At 33.8% G+C, this 15,802-nt stretch carries 17 protein-coding genes, 2 rRNA genes and 1 pseudogene; 6 read left to right on the top strand and 14 right to left on the bottom strand.

Annotated features, from left to right (window positions below; all coding sequences use genetic code 11):
- Positions 1–65 precede the first annotated feature (65 nt).
- Together A9G43_RS07275 and A9G43_RS07270 are read left to right on the top strand one after the other, a co-directional pair.
- Entirely contained in the window at positions 66–1,259 is a 1,194-nt protein-coding gene (locus tag A9G43_RS07275) for an efflux RND transporter periplasmic adaptor subunit (RefSeq protein WP_065607876.1), read from the top strand.
- Entirely contained in the window at positions 1,231–3,228 is a 1,998-nt protein-coding gene (locus tag A9G43_RS07270; RefSeq protein ID WP_255308759.1) for a MacB family efflux pump subunit, read from the top strand. The genes A9G43_RS07275 and A9G43_RS07270 overlap by 29 nt, the downstream gene beginning before the upstream one ends.
- Before the next feature lie 105 nt (positions 3,229–3,333).
- Here the strand turns inward: A9G43_RS07270 and A9G43_RS07265 are convergent, their stop codons facing one another.
- On the bottom strand, positions 3,334–4,047 hold the full coding sequence (locus tag A9G43_RS07265) for a DsbA family protein (protein WP_065607874.1): 714 nt from the start codon (positions 4,045–4,047) through the stop codon (positions 3,334–3,336).
- A gap of 14 nt (positions 4,048–4,061) precedes the next feature.
- On the bottom strand, positions 4,062–4,331 hold the full coding sequence (locus A9G43_RS07260; protein ID WP_065607872.1) for a YihD family protein: 270 nt from the start codon (positions 4,329–4,331) through the stop codon (positions 4,062–4,064).
- A 145-nt stretch (positions 4,332–4,476) separates the two neighbouring features.
- Here A9G43_RS07260 and mobA point away from each other — a divergent pair, with 145 nt between their 5' ends.
- A complete protein-coding gene (mobA, locus tag A9G43_RS07255; protein ID WP_065607870.1) occupies positions 4,477–5,061 on the top strand; it encodes a molybdenum cofactor guanylyltransferase MobA in 585 nt (194 codons plus the stop codon).
- A gap of 85 nt (positions 5,062–5,146) precedes the next feature.
- Here mobA and A9G43_RS07250 read toward each other — a convergent pair whose 3' ends face one another.
- Positions 5,147–6,175, bottom strand: coding sequence for a threonine aldolase family protein (locus A9G43_RS07250; protein WP_065607868.1), 1,029 nt, complete (start codon positions 6,173–6,175; stop codon positions 5,147–5,149).
- 85 nt (positions 6,176–6,260) lie between these two features.
- Between A9G43_RS07250 and mobB the strand changes: the two genes are divergently transcribed.
- Both mobB and mtgA read left to right on the top strand, forming a co-directional pair.
- Entirely contained in the window at positions 6,261–6,755 is a 495-nt protein-coding gene (gene mobB, locus A9G43_RS07245) for a molybdopterin-guanine dinucleotide biosynthesis protein B (RefSeq protein WP_065607866.1), read from the top strand.
- Between the two features lie 50 nt (positions 6,756–6,805).
- Complete coding sequence (mtgA, locus tag A9G43_RS07240) at positions 6,806–7,498, top strand: monofunctional biosynthetic peptidoglycan transglycosylase (protein ID WP_065607864.1); 693 nt, start codon at positions 6,806–6,808, stop codon at positions 7,496–7,498.
- Between the two features lie 3 nt (positions 7,499–7,501).
- Here mtgA and cobB read toward each other — a convergent pair whose 3' ends face one another.
- Positions 7,502–8,185 carry a Sir2 family NAD+-dependent deacetylase gene (gene cobB, locus A9G43_RS07235; RefSeq protein WP_065607862.1) on the bottom strand — a complete coding sequence of 228 codons (684 nt, stop codon included), beginning with the start codon at positions 8,183–8,185 and terminating at the stop codon, positions 7,502–7,504.
- Between the two features lie 56 nt (positions 8,186–8,241).
- Positions 8,242–9,042, bottom strand: a complete 801-nt coding sequence (locus A9G43_RS07230; protein ID WP_065607860.1) for a hypothetical protein — start codon at positions 9,040–9,042, stop codon at positions 8,242–8,244.
- A 128-nt stretch (positions 9,043–9,170) separates the two neighbouring features.
- Here A9G43_RS07230 and A9G43_RS07225 point away from each other — a divergent pair, with 128 nt between their 5' ends.
- Positions 9,171–9,860 (top strand): aspartate/glutamate racemase family protein, encoded by a 690-nt coding sequence (locus tag A9G43_RS07225; protein WP_065607859.1) that lies wholly within the window; start codon positions 9,171–9,173, stop codon positions 9,858–9,860.
- Between the two features lie 12 nt (positions 9,861–9,872).
- On the opposite strand, the gene A9G43_RS07220 is transcribed toward A9G43_RS07225, so the two are convergent.
- The 9 genes and pseudogenes from A9G43_RS07220 to A9G43_RS07180 all read right to left on the bottom strand — a co-directional run.
- Positions 9,873–10,082 carry a helix-turn-helix domain-containing protein gene (locus A9G43_RS07220; RefSeq protein WP_034910784.1) on the bottom strand — a complete coding sequence of 70 codons (210 nt, stop codon included), beginning with the start codon at positions 10,080–10,082 and terminating at the stop codon, positions 9,873–9,875.
- A 12-nt stretch (positions 10,083–10,094) separates the two neighbouring features.
- Entirely contained in the window at positions 10,095–10,673 is a 579-nt protein-coding gene (locus A9G43_RS07215; RefSeq protein WP_065561295.1) for a DUF2975 domain-containing protein, read from the bottom strand.
- A 171-nt stretch (positions 10,674–10,844) separates the two neighbouring features.
- On the bottom strand, positions 10,845–11,705 hold the full coding sequence (gene rpoH, locus A9G43_RS07210) for an RNA polymerase sigma factor RpoH (RefSeq protein WP_065607857.1): 861 nt from the start codon (positions 11,703–11,705) through the stop codon (positions 10,845–10,847).
- 124 nt (positions 11,706–11,829) lie between these two features.
- Complete coding sequence (gene ftsX, locus A9G43_RS07205) at positions 11,830–12,801, bottom strand: permease-like cell division protein FtsX (protein WP_065607855.1); 972 nt, start codon at positions 12,799–12,801, stop codon at positions 11,830–11,832.
- On the bottom strand, positions 12,801–13,460 hold the full coding sequence (gene ftsE, locus A9G43_RS07200; RefSeq protein WP_065607853.1) for a cell division ATP-binding protein FtsE: 660 nt from the start codon (positions 13,458–13,460) through the stop codon (positions 12,801–12,803). The genes ftsX and ftsE overlap by 1 nt, the downstream gene beginning before the upstream one ends.
- Before the next feature lie 9 nt (positions 13,461–13,469).
- A pseudogene (ftsY, locus tag A9G43_RS07195) lies at positions 13,470–14,393 on the bottom strand (signal recognition particle-docking protein FtsY); the annotation flags it as partial.
- Positions 14,394–14,565: 172 nt separating this feature from the next.
- Complete coding sequence (locus tag A9G43_RS07190) at positions 14,566–15,129, bottom strand: pseudouridine synthase (protein WP_065607851.1); 564 nt, start codon at positions 15,127–15,129, stop codon at positions 14,566–14,568.
- A gap of 119 nt (positions 15,130–15,248) precedes the next feature.
- A 5S ribosomal RNA gene (rrf, locus tag A9G43_RS07185) occupies positions 15,249–15,364 on the bottom strand.
- A 137-nt stretch (positions 15,365–15,501) separates the two neighbouring features.
- Positions 15,502–15,802, bottom strand: a 23S ribosomal RNA gene (locus A9G43_RS07180); the annotation flags it as partial.

Below are 15,802 nucleotides of genomic sequence, written 5' to 3'. Positions count from 1 at the left end.
TCAATACCATTTTATTTAATAAGATAAAATATAAAAAATTCAAATAAATTAAAGGATGAAAAGGATTGTTAAAGTCGATTAAAATTAAATATATCGTTATAGCTACTATCTTCTTTGCAATTATTTATATTGCATACTTAGCTATATCTGATTCAGAACCTAAAGTTGATTATATTACCTCACCAGTTACCAAAGGTAATATTGAAAAAACCGTACTAGCTGATGGAACAATTAGTGCTTTTAAACAAGTTAGTGTTGGTGCGCAGGTTTCTGGACAAATTAAAAAACTCTATGTTGAATTGGGCGATGAAGTTAAACAAGGCGATATGATTGCTGAGATTGACGATCTTAAACAAAGCAATGATTTAAAACAATCTGAAGCGTCACTTAATAGTTTAGAGGCACAACGTGAAGCAAAAAAAGCGAGGTTTGTTAACAATCAATTAACCTATGATCGCCAGTATAAACTCGTTCATAAAGGCGTTGGCGTTCAATCGGAGTTAGATGCTGCAAAAGCCGAACTCGATGCAATCAAAGCCGATATTGCAGCACTTGATGCTGATATTGTTAAAGCACAAATTGCAGTCGATACCGCCAAAGTTAATTTGGGATATACTAAAATTCGCTCTCCCATTGATGGAGTGATTGTTGCAATTCCAGTCAATGAAGGACAAACTGTTAACTCTGTTCAAAGTGCACCAACCATTGTTAAAGTAGCGCAACTTGATAAAATGACCATTGAAGCGCAAATTTCTGAAGCCGATGTGATCAATGTAAAAAAAGGAATGCCTGTTTACTTTACCATTTTAGGCCAACCTAATAGACGTTTTGATGGTTTAACGCTAAGGGCTATAGAGCCTGCACCAGACTCAATTAATACTGAAACAACCTCGTTAAGTTCATCATCAACAACAAAAAGCGCAATTTATTATAATGGATTATTTGATGTAGATAATCCCGACCATGTGTTAAGAATTTCAATGACAGCGCAAGTTTATATTGTCTTGTCTGAAGCAAAAGATGTACTAACCATTCCATCTCAAGCAATTCAAAAAAAATTGAGCAATAATAAAGCCATTATTTACCTGTTAGATAAACATAATGAGATCGAAGAACATGAAGTTACTTTGGGTATCGATAATAATGTCAATGTTGAGATAAAATCAGGGATTAAAGAGGGTGATATGGTTGTGGTCAGTGGCACTAATGGTGCTTCACTAGGTGGTAATAATGCAAGAGCCCCAAGGATTCGATTCTAATATGGTCAATAATATACCTCTTATTAAGCTTGAGAATATTGTTCGTGAATTTCCAGCAGGCGATTCAACCATACAGGTTCTTAAAAGCATAAATCTGACAATTAATGCAGGTGAAATGGTGGCGATTATTGGCTCATCAGGATCGGGTAAATCCACTTTGATGAATATTTTAGGCTGTTTAGATAAACCAACCTCAGGCACTTATTCTATTGGAGGACGCACAACAAGTGAATTGTCACCTGATGAGTTAGCTCAGTTACGCCGAGAGCATTTTGGTTTTATCTTTCAACGTTACCATTTATTAAATGCATTAACCGCACAAGGTAATGTAGAAATTCCTGCTATTTATGCTGGTGTTACCAATGAACAACGTCAAAAAAGAGCGGGCGAAATTTTAACACGTTTAGGGCTTGCCGAAAAAATCCACAATAAACCTAACCAGTTATCTGGAGGGCAACAACAGCGGGTCAGTATTGCCAGAGCTTTAATTAACGGTGGACAAATCATTTTAGCTGATGAACCAACGGGAGCACTCGACCGTAAAAGCGGTTTAGAAGTGATGGCTATATTACAAGAATTACATCAACAAGGTCACACTGTTATTATTGTTACCCACGATTCAAATATTGCCCAAAGTGCCCAAAGGATTGTTGAAATTAGTGACGGTAATATTATTTCTGATTCTATTAACCCTAATTATCAATCTAAACAAAATGATAATCGGCAAGTTAAGCAAATCGAAGCAACCAGAACCCAAGATAATCTACTGGCAAAATATTACCGTTTTCGCGATGCTTTTAAAATGGCTATGCTATCAATGCTTTCGCAGCGACTACGGACATTTTTAACCATGTTAGGCATAATTATTGGTATTGCCTCGGTAGTCTCTGTTGTTGCATTAGGACAAGGTACAAAGCAGAAAATTTTATCTAACATTAACTCATTAGGAACTAGCACGTTAGAAATCTATGCAGGATCGGGCTTTGGTGATCGTAATGCGGATAAAATTACTACATTACGCTCATCAGACGCAGATTTTTTGGCGCAACAAAACTTTGTCCACAGTACGACTCCTAACCTTGCAACCAGTGTTTATTTCCGAATTAATAATTTAGCAGTAACTGGAACAGTAAATGGTGTAGGGGAGCAATTTTTTGCGGTTCGTGGTTACACTATTTCTCAAGGAAAATCTTTTGATGAAGCAAGTATTATTGCCTCGGCACAAGATGCAGTGATTGATGACAATACTGTTAAACGGTTATTTGCAAATCAAAACCCAATTGGAAAAATTTTAATGGTTGGACAGTTACCAGTAAGAATAATTGGTGTTGCAACTAAACAACAGCAAGGATTTGGTAGCAATGAAAGCCTGAATGTTTGGTTACCTTATACTACTGTAATTAACCGCATGGTAGGTCAAACATCTTTAAAAAGCATTACGGTACGTGTTAAAGATAATGTTAATTTATCTGTTGCCGAACAAGCTATTAATCGAATTATGTTACAACGACATGGTACAAAAGATTTTTTCATCTTTAATTCCGACAATATACGAGAAACAATCAACTCATCCGCTTGGGTAATGACGTTATTGGTTTCGGCTATTGCGCTGATTTCACTCGTTGTTGGCGGTATTGGTGTGATGAATATCATGTTAGTATCAGTCACAGAAAGAACTCGAGAAATTGGCGTACGAATGGCCGTTGGTGCTCGGTCAAGCGACATATTACAGCAATTTTTAATTGAAGCTGTATTAGTATGTTTAATTGGCGGAACAATAGGTATTGTACTCTCGTTTGCCATCGGGTTTATTTTTAATTCTGTTGTTACATCATTTGCAATGAATTTCTCGGCAATAGCTATTATAGCGGCATTTAGTTTTTCAAGCATAATTGGTATTATTTTTGGTTATTTCCCTGCTAGACGGGCAGCTAAACTCGATCCAATTTATGCTTTAGAACGAGAATAGCAATTTTACTATAATAAAAAATCCCATTGTACAAAATGGTACAATGGGACTTAAAACGTCAAACATAAGTGATTAACTTATGTTGTTTCTAAACTTTTTAACCATTTATTTTTTATCAGAATGCGCTTTTTCTTCTATTTTTGCATGAGGATCTAACCCTGCTACAAATGCAGTAACTCTTGCATAATCATTAATAAATGCATCATCACTAGTTACATTAAGTTGATTTGATATGATAAAAAACTTACGATTAACAATAACCATAGGGATTGAATCTGGTTTCATCTCTTTAATCGCATCTGCTTGTTGTGCCATAAACGCATTAACCAAAAAGCTATCTTTAGTTTTATCGTACACTTCATTACTAACACCTAATTTTTCAAAAACAGCTTTAATGTCATCTGCTGTTTTTATTGTTTTATCTTTTTGAACAGCATTATAAAGTGCATCTGAAGCTTTATCTTCTATACCTAGTACATTAGCCACAGCCCATGCTTGCGCAAGATCTTTAGCTAATGGTCCAAAATCTTCTAAGTGGTAGCGTTTAAATTTGACTCCTTCTGGTAAAGCTTTACTAATCGTTTGGGAGCCTTGATTTTGAATTTCAAATCTAAAACAGCTTGGGCAATTAAACGAAAAGAACTCAATAACTTCTTTGTCTGGCGATGGATTAGTTGGTAGCGCAGCATATTGTTTACCTAATTCAATCGGCTCAAATACATTCGTTGACGTGTCAGCCTTAGTAATAGTTGGGCTTTCATTTGCAAAACAGTTTACAGAAAAAAGTAAAATACTAATTGCGATAAGTGTTTTTTTCATTTTAATGATTCTCCTTATTCTTTTATAATCCCACGAGCTTTTAACAATGCGGTTTTAAAATCTTCTTCATAATCTTTTTTTAGACCCGGAATAACATCATTCTTATCCGAACCTCGCATTTTTAAATGATAAATTAAAACTTCATCACTCAAATCTTTTAATTCACCTTCAAAACCAGCCTCTTTACCTAATTTAGCTAAAAATTGTAATAAATTAAGATCAGAATCGCCTTCCCATGCGGATTGCAATAATTCCATTACTTCATCAATACGATGACATTTCATAATTGTTACCTTTAGTAAATCTTCAAACCTTTCGAAGATAATGATAATTAAGCAATCATAAAAAAATGATACGCTACGACTTGCAATAACTTTGCTATATAGTAATGTTATTTTGTTTTTTCGCAACGTAAAAGAGAAATAATTTATGGAAAAACCCTCTATTACTGCAATCATTCTAGCTGGAGGTAAAAGTACCCGCATGAATGGCAACGACAAAGGACTGTTATTATTACATCAAAAACCACTTTACCAACATGTCATTGATTGCATAAAACCTCACGTTGATGCAATTATGATTAATTGCAATCGTCATACTGAACAATACCAAATAGCTGGTTATCCGGTATTTAGTGATGACATAGCAGGATTTTGCGGGCCGTTATCGGGTATTTACAGTGGCTTATTACGCAGCAAAACCGATTGGAATTTATTTGTCAGTTGTGATACGCCATTTTTGCCTAATGATTTAATCACACGTTTATCAAAATATATGCAAAATCATCAAGCAATCTATCCTTTTGATGAGAAATACCACCATCCAATCATTCTGCTTATTCATAAAACAGTTGCCCAGCAACTAAAAATTTATTTAGAACAAGGCAATCGTAAATTAATGTTATTTTTAGAACAAGTTAATGCAAAATCAGTCGACTTTAATGATAAAGCGTCTTGTTTTATTAATATTAATACACTTGAAGAACTAAAACGGGCAAATCAGCAAGCAAAGTAACCAAAATAAGATAAATGTATAATCAATTGATAATATAACCAATATAATTGATTATTTATCTAATCTTATTATGCTTATCAATATGTTATGCTAACCACTTTCTTAATTGTTTAGCAAACAACTCTATATCTTCATCTTGAGTAGACCATGAAGTACAAAACCGCAAACCGATATGGTTAGAGTCCGTTTGACCAAGATTATCAACAGCATAATGTGTAAGAATTTTTTTAGCTAGCTTATTAGGAAAATTAACAAACAACTGGTTACTTTGTGGTTTCGTTATAAATGTTAATCCAATATTTTCAAAAAGTTGTTTTAATTTATTAGCCATGTTATTACTGTGTTTACCCAGTTCTAAATAAAGATTATTTTGCATCAATACATTCATTTGTGAACCCACAATCCAGCTTTTTGCTAAAATTGCTCCTTTTTGTTTCATACTGAAACGGAAATTTTGATTAACTGATAAGTTATTAAACACTACCGCTTCACCAGCAAAAGCACCAACTTTTGTACCACCAATATAAAATACATCTGTGTATTTTGCTAAGTCAGGAAAAGATATATCATTACCATTTGCAGCTAAAGCCATTGCCAAACGAGCACCATCTAAGTAAAGATAAAGGTGATTTTTTTGGCAAAATTGATATAATCTCTTTAGTTCTTGCTTAGTATATATAGTACCTAGTTCAGTTGTATTTGATATATATACAAGCTTAGGTTGTACCATATGCTCATCACAATGATAAGTTAACACCGACTTGAGTAGTTCAGGAGTTAATTTTCCATCTTCAGTTTGGACTGTTAATACTTTATGGCCCGTTGCTTCAATGGCACCTGTTTCATGTACATTTACATGCCCTGTATCAGCAGCAATTACCGCCTGATAAGGTCGTAAAATATGAGAAATTACCGTCAAATTAGTAATAGTACCACCAAGCATAAAATGAATATCAGCATTGGGCGACTGTAATTGTTTTTTTATGCTTTCTCTTGCTTGATTACAACATTGGTCTAAACCATAACCACTAAATTTTTGCTCAGTAATATCAATAAAACTCTTGAGCAATTTGGGATGGACAGTCTGATTATAATCATTCAAAAAATCATACATATGGTTACCTTTATCGTTAGCATTGTATAAAATGATGCAATATTAATTGCACATTGCAATATAACACTTTTGAAAAAAGGATTCTATGAACAACCAAAAAATTATCGGCATTAGTGGCTATAGTAGTAGTGGTAAAACAACATTATTGAAAAAAATCGTTTCGTTACTCGTTGAACAAAATTTTAAAGTGGGTACTTTAAAACATGCTCATCACGATATTGGCATCGATATTCCTGGTAAAGATAGCTATGAATTACGTAAAGCTGGATCGTTACAAACAATTGTTGCTTGTGATAATCGATATGCTTTGATTTGCGAAACACAAAACAAACCAATAGATTTAATCACATTAATTAACCAATTTAAAGATGTTGAAATTATATTGATTGAAGGATTTAAAAACGAAAAGATTCCTAAAATTATTTGCCATCGTAAAATAAATAAAAAAGCACTCTATATTGACGAGTTTACAATAGCGGTAGTGAGTGATGAGCCATTAGATATTTCTTTACCAGTTTTTGATATAAATAAACCAATTCAGATTGTTGAATTCATAAAAAGTTATTTATTTAATCAATAATATATCGTATCTTATTTGCTAATTTTTTACGTTATTTTATCTGAATCAGCATGAAACCTTTATTCAAAAAAATCTTGAGAACAATTAAAGAAGTGATAATTGGATTTATGCTATTGTCCGTTTTCCTTGTTCTATTAATGCGTTGGGTTAATCCTTTTGGTTCTATGCTAATGGTAGAAAGAAAAATCACTCATTGGGATATTAATCAACAACGCACATGGAAAGATTGGGAGCAAATCTCTGATAATATTAAAATGGCAGTTATTGCTGCCGAAGATCAAAACTTTTCTAATCATTGGGGATTTGATTTAAAGGCAATTAATCGTGCTTTAAAACATAATCAAAATAATAAGAAAATTCACGGCGCCAGCACAATTACACAGCAAGTTGCCAAAAATATTTTTTTATGGCCATCGCGTAGCTGGGTTCGTAAAGGGTTTGAGTCGTGGTTTACGCTTTGGATTGAGCTTACTTGGTCTAAACAGCGCATACTCGAAATTTACTTAAATAGCGTTGAATGGGATGAGGGAGTTTTTGGTATTGAAGCAGCTTCTCGCCACTATTTCAACGTTAGTGCTAACCAATTAACTTCCACTCAGGCAAGTTTACTGGCTGCTATTTTACCCAATCCAAGAAAATGGAGTCCTGTTAAGCCCAATAGCAATATTCAAAGAAAAGCAAAATGGATTCGTACCCAAATAAATAATTTGGGTGGTAAGTATTATTTAGATAAACTTGAATAATAGTTAGATAAATTTTTTAATAAATTCAGGAACAATTTTACTTGCTGGTCCGTAAATTTTGGTTTGAAACAGGCTTTCACCTAAGCTGGGCTCTAAATTAAGTTCAATCGATTTAGCGCCAGCTTGATTAGCCATTTGTACAAATCCAGCAGCAGGATAGACATTGCCAGATGTGCCTATGGATATAAAGTAATCTGCTTGCAAAAGCGCATTATAAATTTGTTCCATTTGTAGCGGAATTTCACCAAACCAGACTATGTGTGGGCGAATGAATTTGTTTTGTTGATAATTCACATCGTTAAAGCAACCAATTATCTGTCCTGTTTTTTCATTACGGACTTTTAATAATTCACCATGCATGTGAATAATATTTTTAGATCCGGCTTGTTCGTGTAAGTTATCCACATTTTGTGTCACAATTAAGACGTTATCAGTACCTAATTTCTGTTCTAATTCAGCTAGCGCAAAGTGGGCTGCGTTCGGTTTTACGTCTGGATTTTGTAATTTACGGCGTAACATATTATAAAAATCATGTACCGCTGTTGGGTTGCGTATATAGCCTTCGTAAGTTGCTACATCATTAACATCATAACCTTCCCATAATCCATTTTGGGCACGAAAGGTTGATAAACCCGATTCGGCAGAAATACCAGCACCGGTTAGAATAACTATTTTTGGTATTGTCATAATTCATTACACCTTTACAATTTATCTAAGGTTATTGAAAACAAAATATTAGCCAATTATTGGCTGTATTCTGTGGTAAAAATATGCAAAGCAGGCTTGCTGAGTTTTTGATATTGACTGTAGGTGCTTGCCACTTTTAATCGAATATCAGCCTTTGATTCACCATTTAACCAACTGTTAATCATTGCGTGTACACTATAAGCTTCGGGCGCCATACGGTGCAAAGTTAAAATAAGTGGGGTAATACCTAGTCTCGATAGTGGTGACGTAAAATATTGTTGGCTTTTGCAAGCAAATACTGCCGCATAACGTGATTTTTGTTTTTCTTGTTGTTCTTTTGATAACGTTTCCCAGCGCCAGCTATCAGGTAAATATTTTTTCCATGACCATTCCATTAGTGAATCATGACCAATATAGATAACCAGATCTGCACTTCCCCCCGCTATCACTGTTTTATTATCTAATTTAAACGCTTTTGCCTTTTTGCCTGCTGAATAATCAATAAAATCATCAACCGTATTATTAATATATTTGCCATTATACGCCTGTGCAATTAGATAGACATCTTTGTCTTGGTGTTTGTAAATTATTTCTTCTAATATTTTTCCTGATCTTGGTCGATTAATTTGTACAACTTGACACTCTTTTTGTTTAGCAAAATAGGTTTTAAAGCCATAAGCCACGGCCCAATAAAGGTTGTTTTTGGGATCTTGACCGTTACCTATCGCCTTTGGAACAGGTGCTATCTTTTGATATTTGTTATCACAAAGAATCACTTTGAGATCGGCAAAGCAGGGCAAGGAAAGTATGAAATAAATAATCAATGCAAGCCATAACTGTTTTTTTCCTTTCTTCATTTGAGATTGTTACCTTAAAGGCCATATTTATAACTACATTATTTTTTATATAGACTTTATAACATAGCTATTCTACTATTTAGTAAAACGAGTTAACAAAAAATAAATAAATTTTAGGTATATGAAAAATGAAAACAATCGGTTTAATCGGGGGGATGAGTTGGGAAAGCACCACAACTTATTATCAAGTTATTAATAAAACTATTGCCAAATCATTAGGTGGCCTGCATTCAGCAAAAATAATTTTATATAGTGTTGATTTTCAAGCGATTGAAAGTTGCCAAGCCAATAATGAGTGGAACAAAAGCGCAGAAATTTTAATTGATGCGGCTAAAAGAGTTGAATTAGCTGGTGCAGATTTTATTGTTATTTGTACCAATACTATGCATAAAGTTGCAGATCAAATCCAAAAAGCAATTAATATTCCGATTATTCATATTGCCGATGTGACAGCTAAACATTTACTCGCACAAAATATTAAATCGGTCGCTTTGTTAGGGACTAAATATACAATGGAGCAGGACTTTTATAAATCTAAACTGATCGATAAAAATTTAAATGTGCTTATTCCTGAATCTCAAGACAGAAATATTATTAATGAGATCATTTATGATGAACTTTGCAAAGGTATTATTCAGCCTGATTCTAAGCAAGCCTATCTTAATATTGTTGATAAACTCGTTAAAAATGGCGCAGAAGGTGTTATTTTAGGCTGCACGGAAATTGGGTTATTAATCTCTCAATCCGATCGTAATATACCTTTTTTTGATACAGCCTTAATTCACGCACAAGAGGCAGCATTACTTGCAATAAGTTAATAAGTTAATAAGTTATTCTTCGTTGGTATATTCTAGTATATCACCTGGTTGGCAATCTAGATGTTTGCAGATTGCTTCGAGTGTTGCTAGTCTAAATCCTTTTACTTTACCTTGCTTAAGTAATGATAAATTTTGTTCTGTAATACCAACTGCTACCGCTAGATCTTTTGATTTAACTTTACGTTTAGCAAGCATTACGTCTAAATTTATTATAATTGGCACAGATGACTCCTTTTAAATAAATTGTTTATTTTCTTCAGCTAGTTGGCAGGCCTTTTTTAGTATTTGACCAATGAGCATAATACTAATCGCAAGAAATAACGTTATAATTTCATCACTAGAAAAAGAAATAGAAAAGTAACGTGCTGATTCCTCTTGATTATAAGTTAAGATCGTTGTTAATAAAGGTTCAGATAAAAAACTTATAACCACCCAACAAACAAGCAATTTGCCAAAGATGTAACAATGGTTGGCTGATTTTACTGAGAAATATTCGGATTGACTGTAATTGATAAACAGTAGTCTAAGTTGATAAAACGCATAAACTAAAAGAAGTATTAATGAAGTATCCATTAATGTTGCGATAGCCGCTTGCCATCCTGCTAAGGATTTAGGATCAACATAATCTCCCCCACTAGTGAAAAAAGAAAACCCTGCGAATTCAAGTCCAAGATTTGGTATATCAAAAAAATAATATAAGAGTGGAGACACTGCGCTAATTAACAAAATTAGAATTGGAATTAATGTTAATAATGTCATAAATCGACAATATTGATTCAATCGAGAATGTGTTTTAGTCATATCTGTGTTCATTTTTAGATCCTTTCGTTTTATAAAAAGTGAACACAGTATAGCATTGGGGAGTTTATTAAACAATAAAAAATTAAAATAAAACGATAAGTTTTTATTGTTTGAATTTTTTAAATTATAAAAAAAACCTTACTTTTTTAAAAGTAAGGCTTAGGAAGTTAACATTAATAAAAATTATGCTTGAATAGCAACTTTTAATTTTTTCATTGCATTTTTTTCAAGTTGGCGAATACGCTCCGCTGAAACACTATATTTATCAGCCAAAACTTGTAGTGTTGATTTGCTTTCATCAGGATCCAACCAACGTGCTTTAATTATATCTTGACTACGTTCATCTAATTTTAATAATGCATCGTGTAGCTTATCTGTTGCATCATTTTCCCAATTATCATTTTCAATTGATTTTGAGAAATCAGAATTGCTATCTTCTAAGTAAAGCGCCGGTGCAATAATTGAATTATCATCGTCATCACTATCTATATCAAATGACATATCTTGTGCTGACATACGTGATTCCATTTCAAGTACATCTTTACGACTTACACCTAGCTCATCAGCCACCATGTCCACTTCAGCATTACTGAACCATCCTAAACGTTGTTTAGTCTTTCTTAGATTAAAAAATAACTTTCTTTGCGCTTTTGTTGTTGCAACTTTAACAATACGCCAATTTTTCAATACGTATTCGTGGATTTCAGCTTTTATCCAGTGCACAGCAAATGAGACCAAGCGAACGCCCATTTCAGGATTAAATCGACGTACCGCTTTCATCAAGCCAATATTACCTTCTTGAATTAAGTCCGCTTGTGGTAAGCCATAACCTGAATAACCACGGGCAATATGTGCCACAAATCGTAAATGAGATAAAATTAACTGGCGAGCTGCATCTACATCATCGTGATAATAGAGTTTTTCACCTAATGATTTTTCTTCTTCTGCAGTTAACATTGGGTAGGTGTTAATCATGCGAAGGTATGATTCTATATTTCCTTGTGGGATTAAAGCACCTACTTGCATTTTTAAATCAGTACTCATTTAATTCCCCCTTTAAATAATAAATTTTGCTACATTAAGTATGCAACAATAAAACGTTAAACTACCGTTCGTTAAAGATTAGACCAATAAATTATAAATTAGTTCATTATTTTAGCTAAAATAACTAAACAATTTGCGCTATTTTTAAATATTTTTTAGTCGCAATTAATGATGAAAGCCATCCAATACTAATGGTTATAAGTATAATCAATAAACTTTCATCCCATAATAGTCCTTCAATATGAATTATTGTTCCAAAAGCATCTGAAACTTTCAATATAATTGACTCTATTTGATAAATAAATATTTCTGATAACAGTAACGATATAATAGCACTAATAAAGCCTATAAAAATCCCACTATAAAGAAAAGGACGCAAAATAAATCCTTCTGTTGCTCCAATTAATTGCATAACGATGATCGTCTGTTTTCTAGAGAATATATTTAAACGGATGCTGTTACCTATCACAAGGGATACAGCTATAATCATAAATATAGAAATAATCCATACGATAGATTTAACCATATTAGTTAACGCAGTTAAACGAGTAAACCAACTATCATCTAATTTTATATCATCAATACCATCAATAGTAAGTAATTCCGTTTGCAATTGATGCAATATAACTGTCTTTTTTGCTTCGTCTTTTGGTATAACAATTGCTACTGCAGGTAATGGATTTTCGTCTAGTAAATCTAGTGCATTACTAAATCCAGACCATGTTTGAAATTCTTCTTTTGTTTCATCTTGAGAAAGATATTTGACACGATCGACTTCATGATAAGATTTAAGTTTAGTGACCAATTCAGTCGTTTGTTCTGATGTTAACGCTTTATTTATATAAACAGTTAAATTAGGCGTTGGGTTCCATTGCTGTGCTGTTTGATTGGCGTTTTTCCAAAGTAAATAGCTGATAGTTGGTAAAGTAATTGAAATGGCAATAACAAAAATGGTCAGTAGTGAGGCAATAATATGCTGAGAAAAGTCATTAAACGTGTTGCGCCAAGCATAACCGATTTGTCTTTTCCAACGAGAAAAAAAGCTATTTTCGTCTTTATTCTTCGATTTAGTAGGTTTAATATTAGCAAAAGTCATTAATTTTTAACCTCTAAATGCCCTTGAGTTAAATGCAGTATCCGATGGTGTTTGCGTCGTATAAGTCCCATATTATGCGTTGCCATCAAAACCGTTACACCAGCTTGATTAAATTCCTCAAAAAGCTTTAAGATATCTTTTGAAAGTTTGTCATCTAAATTACCCGTCGGTTCATCAGCAAGCAAAACACTCGGGCGATTAACAATAGCGCGAGCAATACCCACTCGTTGCTGTTCACCACCTGATAGCTGTATCGGATAAAATTTCATCTTATTGAGTAATCCAACTTTATCCAGTGAAGCGGAAACTCTTCTTTTAATTTCTTCAGCAGGTTTGCCTAAAATGATTAATGGAATAGCCACGTTATCATAAACAGTGTGATCCATCAGTAATTGGTGATCTTGAAAAATCATACCAATTGTGCGACGTAAAAATGGCATTTCTTGGCGTCTTAAACTTGAAACATCAACGCCATTTAACAGTACGTTGCCATCATTCGCTCTCTCTAAACCACAGATTAATCTCATTAGCGTACTTTTACCTGCACCAGAGTGTCCAGTCAAAAAAGCCATTTCACCAGGTAATAAAGTGAAGCTAATATTTTGTAGTGCAGGTTTTCCACCAGAATACACTTTACTTACACGCTGAAATTGAATCATGATTGATCTCTATTCATCTGTTTCATCAAACAGAGCATTGATAAAATCATCAGCAATAAAAGGCCTTAGATCTTCAATTTTTTCCCCGACACCAATATAACGAATAGGAATATTAAACTGATCGGCAATGCTAAAGATAATTCCCCCTTTTGCAGTACCATCTAATTTAGTTAAGGTCATCCCTGTGACACCAACAGCTTCATTAAATAGCTTGGTTTGGCTAATTGCATTTTGGCCAGTACCAGCATCAATAGTTAACATAATTTCATGCGGGGCTGTTTCATCGTGTTTCTTAATTACGCGTACTATTTTTTTTAGCTCATCCATTAAATGAGATTTGTTTTGTAAGCGTCCTGCGGTATCAGCTATTAATATATCTATCTTTTTTGCTTTTGCTGCTTGTATTGCATCATATATGACAGAAGCAGAATCTGCATTGGTATGTTGTGCAATAACTGGGATGTTATTCCGTTCTCCCCAAACTTGTAATTGTTCAACAGCCGCTGCCCGAAAGGTATCACCCGCCGCAAGCATAACCGATTTGCCTTGTTGTTGAAATTGACGAGCCAATTTACCAATTGTTGTTGTTTTTCCAACACCATTAACACCAACCATCAATATTACAAATGGCTTATGACTTTCTATATCAAAGGGCTTGTCTACTCCATCTAAAATAGATTTCATTTCTTGTTTTAAAAGACCATGTAATGCGTCAGCATCTTTTAGTTCTTTTCTTGATGCTTGTTTAGTTAAGGTATCAATAATTTTTTGTGTTGTGTCAAAACCCACATCGGCAATAAGTAACTGCTCTTCTAATTCTTCAAATAAAGCATCATCGATCCTTTTCCCTTTAAATAAACTGAGAAAACCAGAACCAATATTTTGTTTAGTCTTAAAAAGACCTTTTTTTAAACGAGAGAAAAAACCTTCTTTTTTTTGTTCAACCATAAATAATTTATCCCATGATCATTTCTAAGATAATTTTATCTCATTTTAGAATAAAGCCCAATGTATTCTAAAAAAGACTGTCTTGTTTCTTTACCAGATCTTTTTGCGCAATGATAAAAAGAATAATAAGTTATTTATAAACAATGAGTAATACTTTTTAGATATAAAGATTTTGAGTTGTGATATATCGCCATTCACCTAACAATAACTGATGATCAAATAAATTGTATTTACCGATCTGTACTCTAACCAGTCTTAAACAAGGAAAACCAACTGCAGCACACATTCGTCTAACTTGTCGATTTTTGCCTTCAGAAATGGTAATACTAATCCAAGATGTAGGTATTGTTTTACGTTCTCTAATGGGAGGAACCCTTTTCCATAATTGTGTTGGTTCGTCAAGAAAGGTTACTGTAGCTGGCGCAGTATAAAATTCTTTTAATTGTATACCTTTTCTTAGTTTATATATAGCCTTTTGATTGATAAGTCCTTCAACTTGCACCCAATAGGTTTTTGGTAATTTAAATTTTGGTGAGCTAATTTTAGCTTGTAATTTACCATCATTCGTTAACAATAATAGCCCTTCACTATCAGTATCTAACCGACCTGCAGGATAAAACCTAGGTAAGTTTATAAAATTTTTTAATGTCTGATACTTTTCATGCGGCGAAAATTGAGTCGTAACATTAGATGGTTTATTAAAAGCTATTAAAGTATTCATTTATTAAATATTTATTATAGTAATAGAATTAATATAAACAATCGGTAACATACTATTCAATAATTTTCTATAAATAGCAAAAAAGCCCAGCATTGCTGCTAGGCTCTCTATATTTAAAAGTCTGGCGGCACCCTACTCTCACATGGGTAATACCCACACTACCATCGGCACTACGGCGTTTCACTTCTGAGTTCGGCATGGGGTCAGGTGGGACCACCGCGCTATTACCGCCAGACATATCCTGTCTCTCTCAATCAGTATCAATATCTATTCATTATCTCATATCAATACTCATCTCTCAATCCGGAACAAACTGTTCTTTCAACTTTTAATCAACTCAATATCGCGTAACCCAAAACAACTCCGAGTTGTAAGGTTAAGACTCTCGGTTCATTAGTATCAGTTAGCTCAATGTATCACTACACTTACACACCTGACCTATCTACGTCTTAGTCTCAAACGGACCTTACTGAATCTCTTCAGGGAAAACTCATCTCAAGGCTAGTTTCGTGCTTAGATGCTTTCAGCACTTATCTATTCCGCACGTAGCTACCGGGCAATGCAATTGGCATCACAACCCGAACACCAGCGGTGCGTTCACTTCGGTCCTCTCGTACTAGAAGCAAACCCTCTCAATTTTCCTACGCCCATGGCAGATAGGGACCGAACTGTC

The organism is Gilliamella sp. Occ3-1, assembly GCF_001690655.1.
Classification (GTDB): domain Bacteria; phylum Pseudomonadota; class Gammaproteobacteria; order Enterobacterales; family Orbaceae; genus Gilliamella; species Gilliamella apicola_P.
The sequence above is the reverse complement of the archived record's forward strand: the minus strand, read 5'-3'. Positions and strand labels throughout refer to the sequence as shown.

Excerpts from the sequence above, each read along its gene's own strand:
- rpoH (WP_065607857.1), bottom strand. The coding sequence starts at position 11,705 with ATGAGTACTGATTTAAAAATGCAAGTAGGTGCTTTAATCCCACAAGGA.
- ftsE (WP_065607853.1), bottom strand. The coding sequence starts at position 13,460 with ATGATTCAATTTCAGCGTGTAAGTAAAGTGTATTCTGGTGGAAAACCT.
- A9G43_RS07225 (WP_065607859.1), top strand. The coding sequence starts at position 9,171 with ATGAAAACAATCGGTTTAATCGGGGGGATGAGTTGGGAAAGCACCACA.
- A9G43_RS07265 (WP_065607874.1), bottom strand. The coding sequence starts at position 4,047 with ATGAAAAAAACACTTATCGCAATTAGTATTTTACTTTTTTCTGTAAAC.
- cobB (WP_065607862.1), bottom strand. The coding sequence starts at position 8,185 with ATGACAATACCAAAAATAGTTATTCTAACCGGTGCTGGTATTTCTGCC.
- mtgA (WP_065607864.1), top strand. The coding sequence starts at position 6,806 with ATGAAACCTTTATTCAAAAAAATCTTGAGAACAATTAAAGAAGTGATA.
- ftsX (WP_065607855.1), bottom strand. The coding sequence starts at position 12,801 with ATGACTTTTGCTAATATTAAACCTACTAAATCGAAGAATAAAGACGAA.
- mobB (WP_065607866.1), top strand. The coding sequence starts at position 6,261 with ATGAACAACCAAAAAATTATCGGCATTAGTGGCTATAGTAGTAGTGGT.
- A9G43_RS07190 (WP_065607851.1), bottom strand. The coding sequence starts at position 15,129 with ATGAATACTTTAATAGCTTTTAATAAACCATCTAATGTTACGACTCAA.
- A9G43_RS07250 (WP_065607868.1), bottom strand. The coding sequence starts at position 6,175 with ATGTATGATTTTTTGAATGATTATAATCAGACTGTCCATCCCAAATTG.
- A9G43_RS07230 (WP_065607860.1), bottom strand. The coding sequence starts at position 9,042 with ATGAAGAAAGGAAAAAAACAGTTATGGCTTGCATTGATTATTTATTTC.
- mobA (WP_065607870.1), top strand. The coding sequence starts at position 4,477 with ATGGAAAAACCCTCTATTACTGCAATCATTCTAGCTGGAGGTAAAAGT.
- A9G43_RS07215 (WP_065561295.1), bottom strand. The coding sequence starts at position 10,673 with ATGAACACAGATATGACTAAAACACATTCTCGATTGAATCAATATTGT.
- A9G43_RS07270 (WP_255308759.1), top strand. The coding sequence starts at position 1,231 with ATGCAAGAGCCCCAAGGATTCGATTCTAATATGGTCAATAATATACCT.
- A9G43_RS07260 (WP_065607872.1), bottom strand. The coding sequence starts at position 4,331 with ATGAAATGTCATCGTATTGATGAAGTAATGGAATTATTGCAATCCGCA.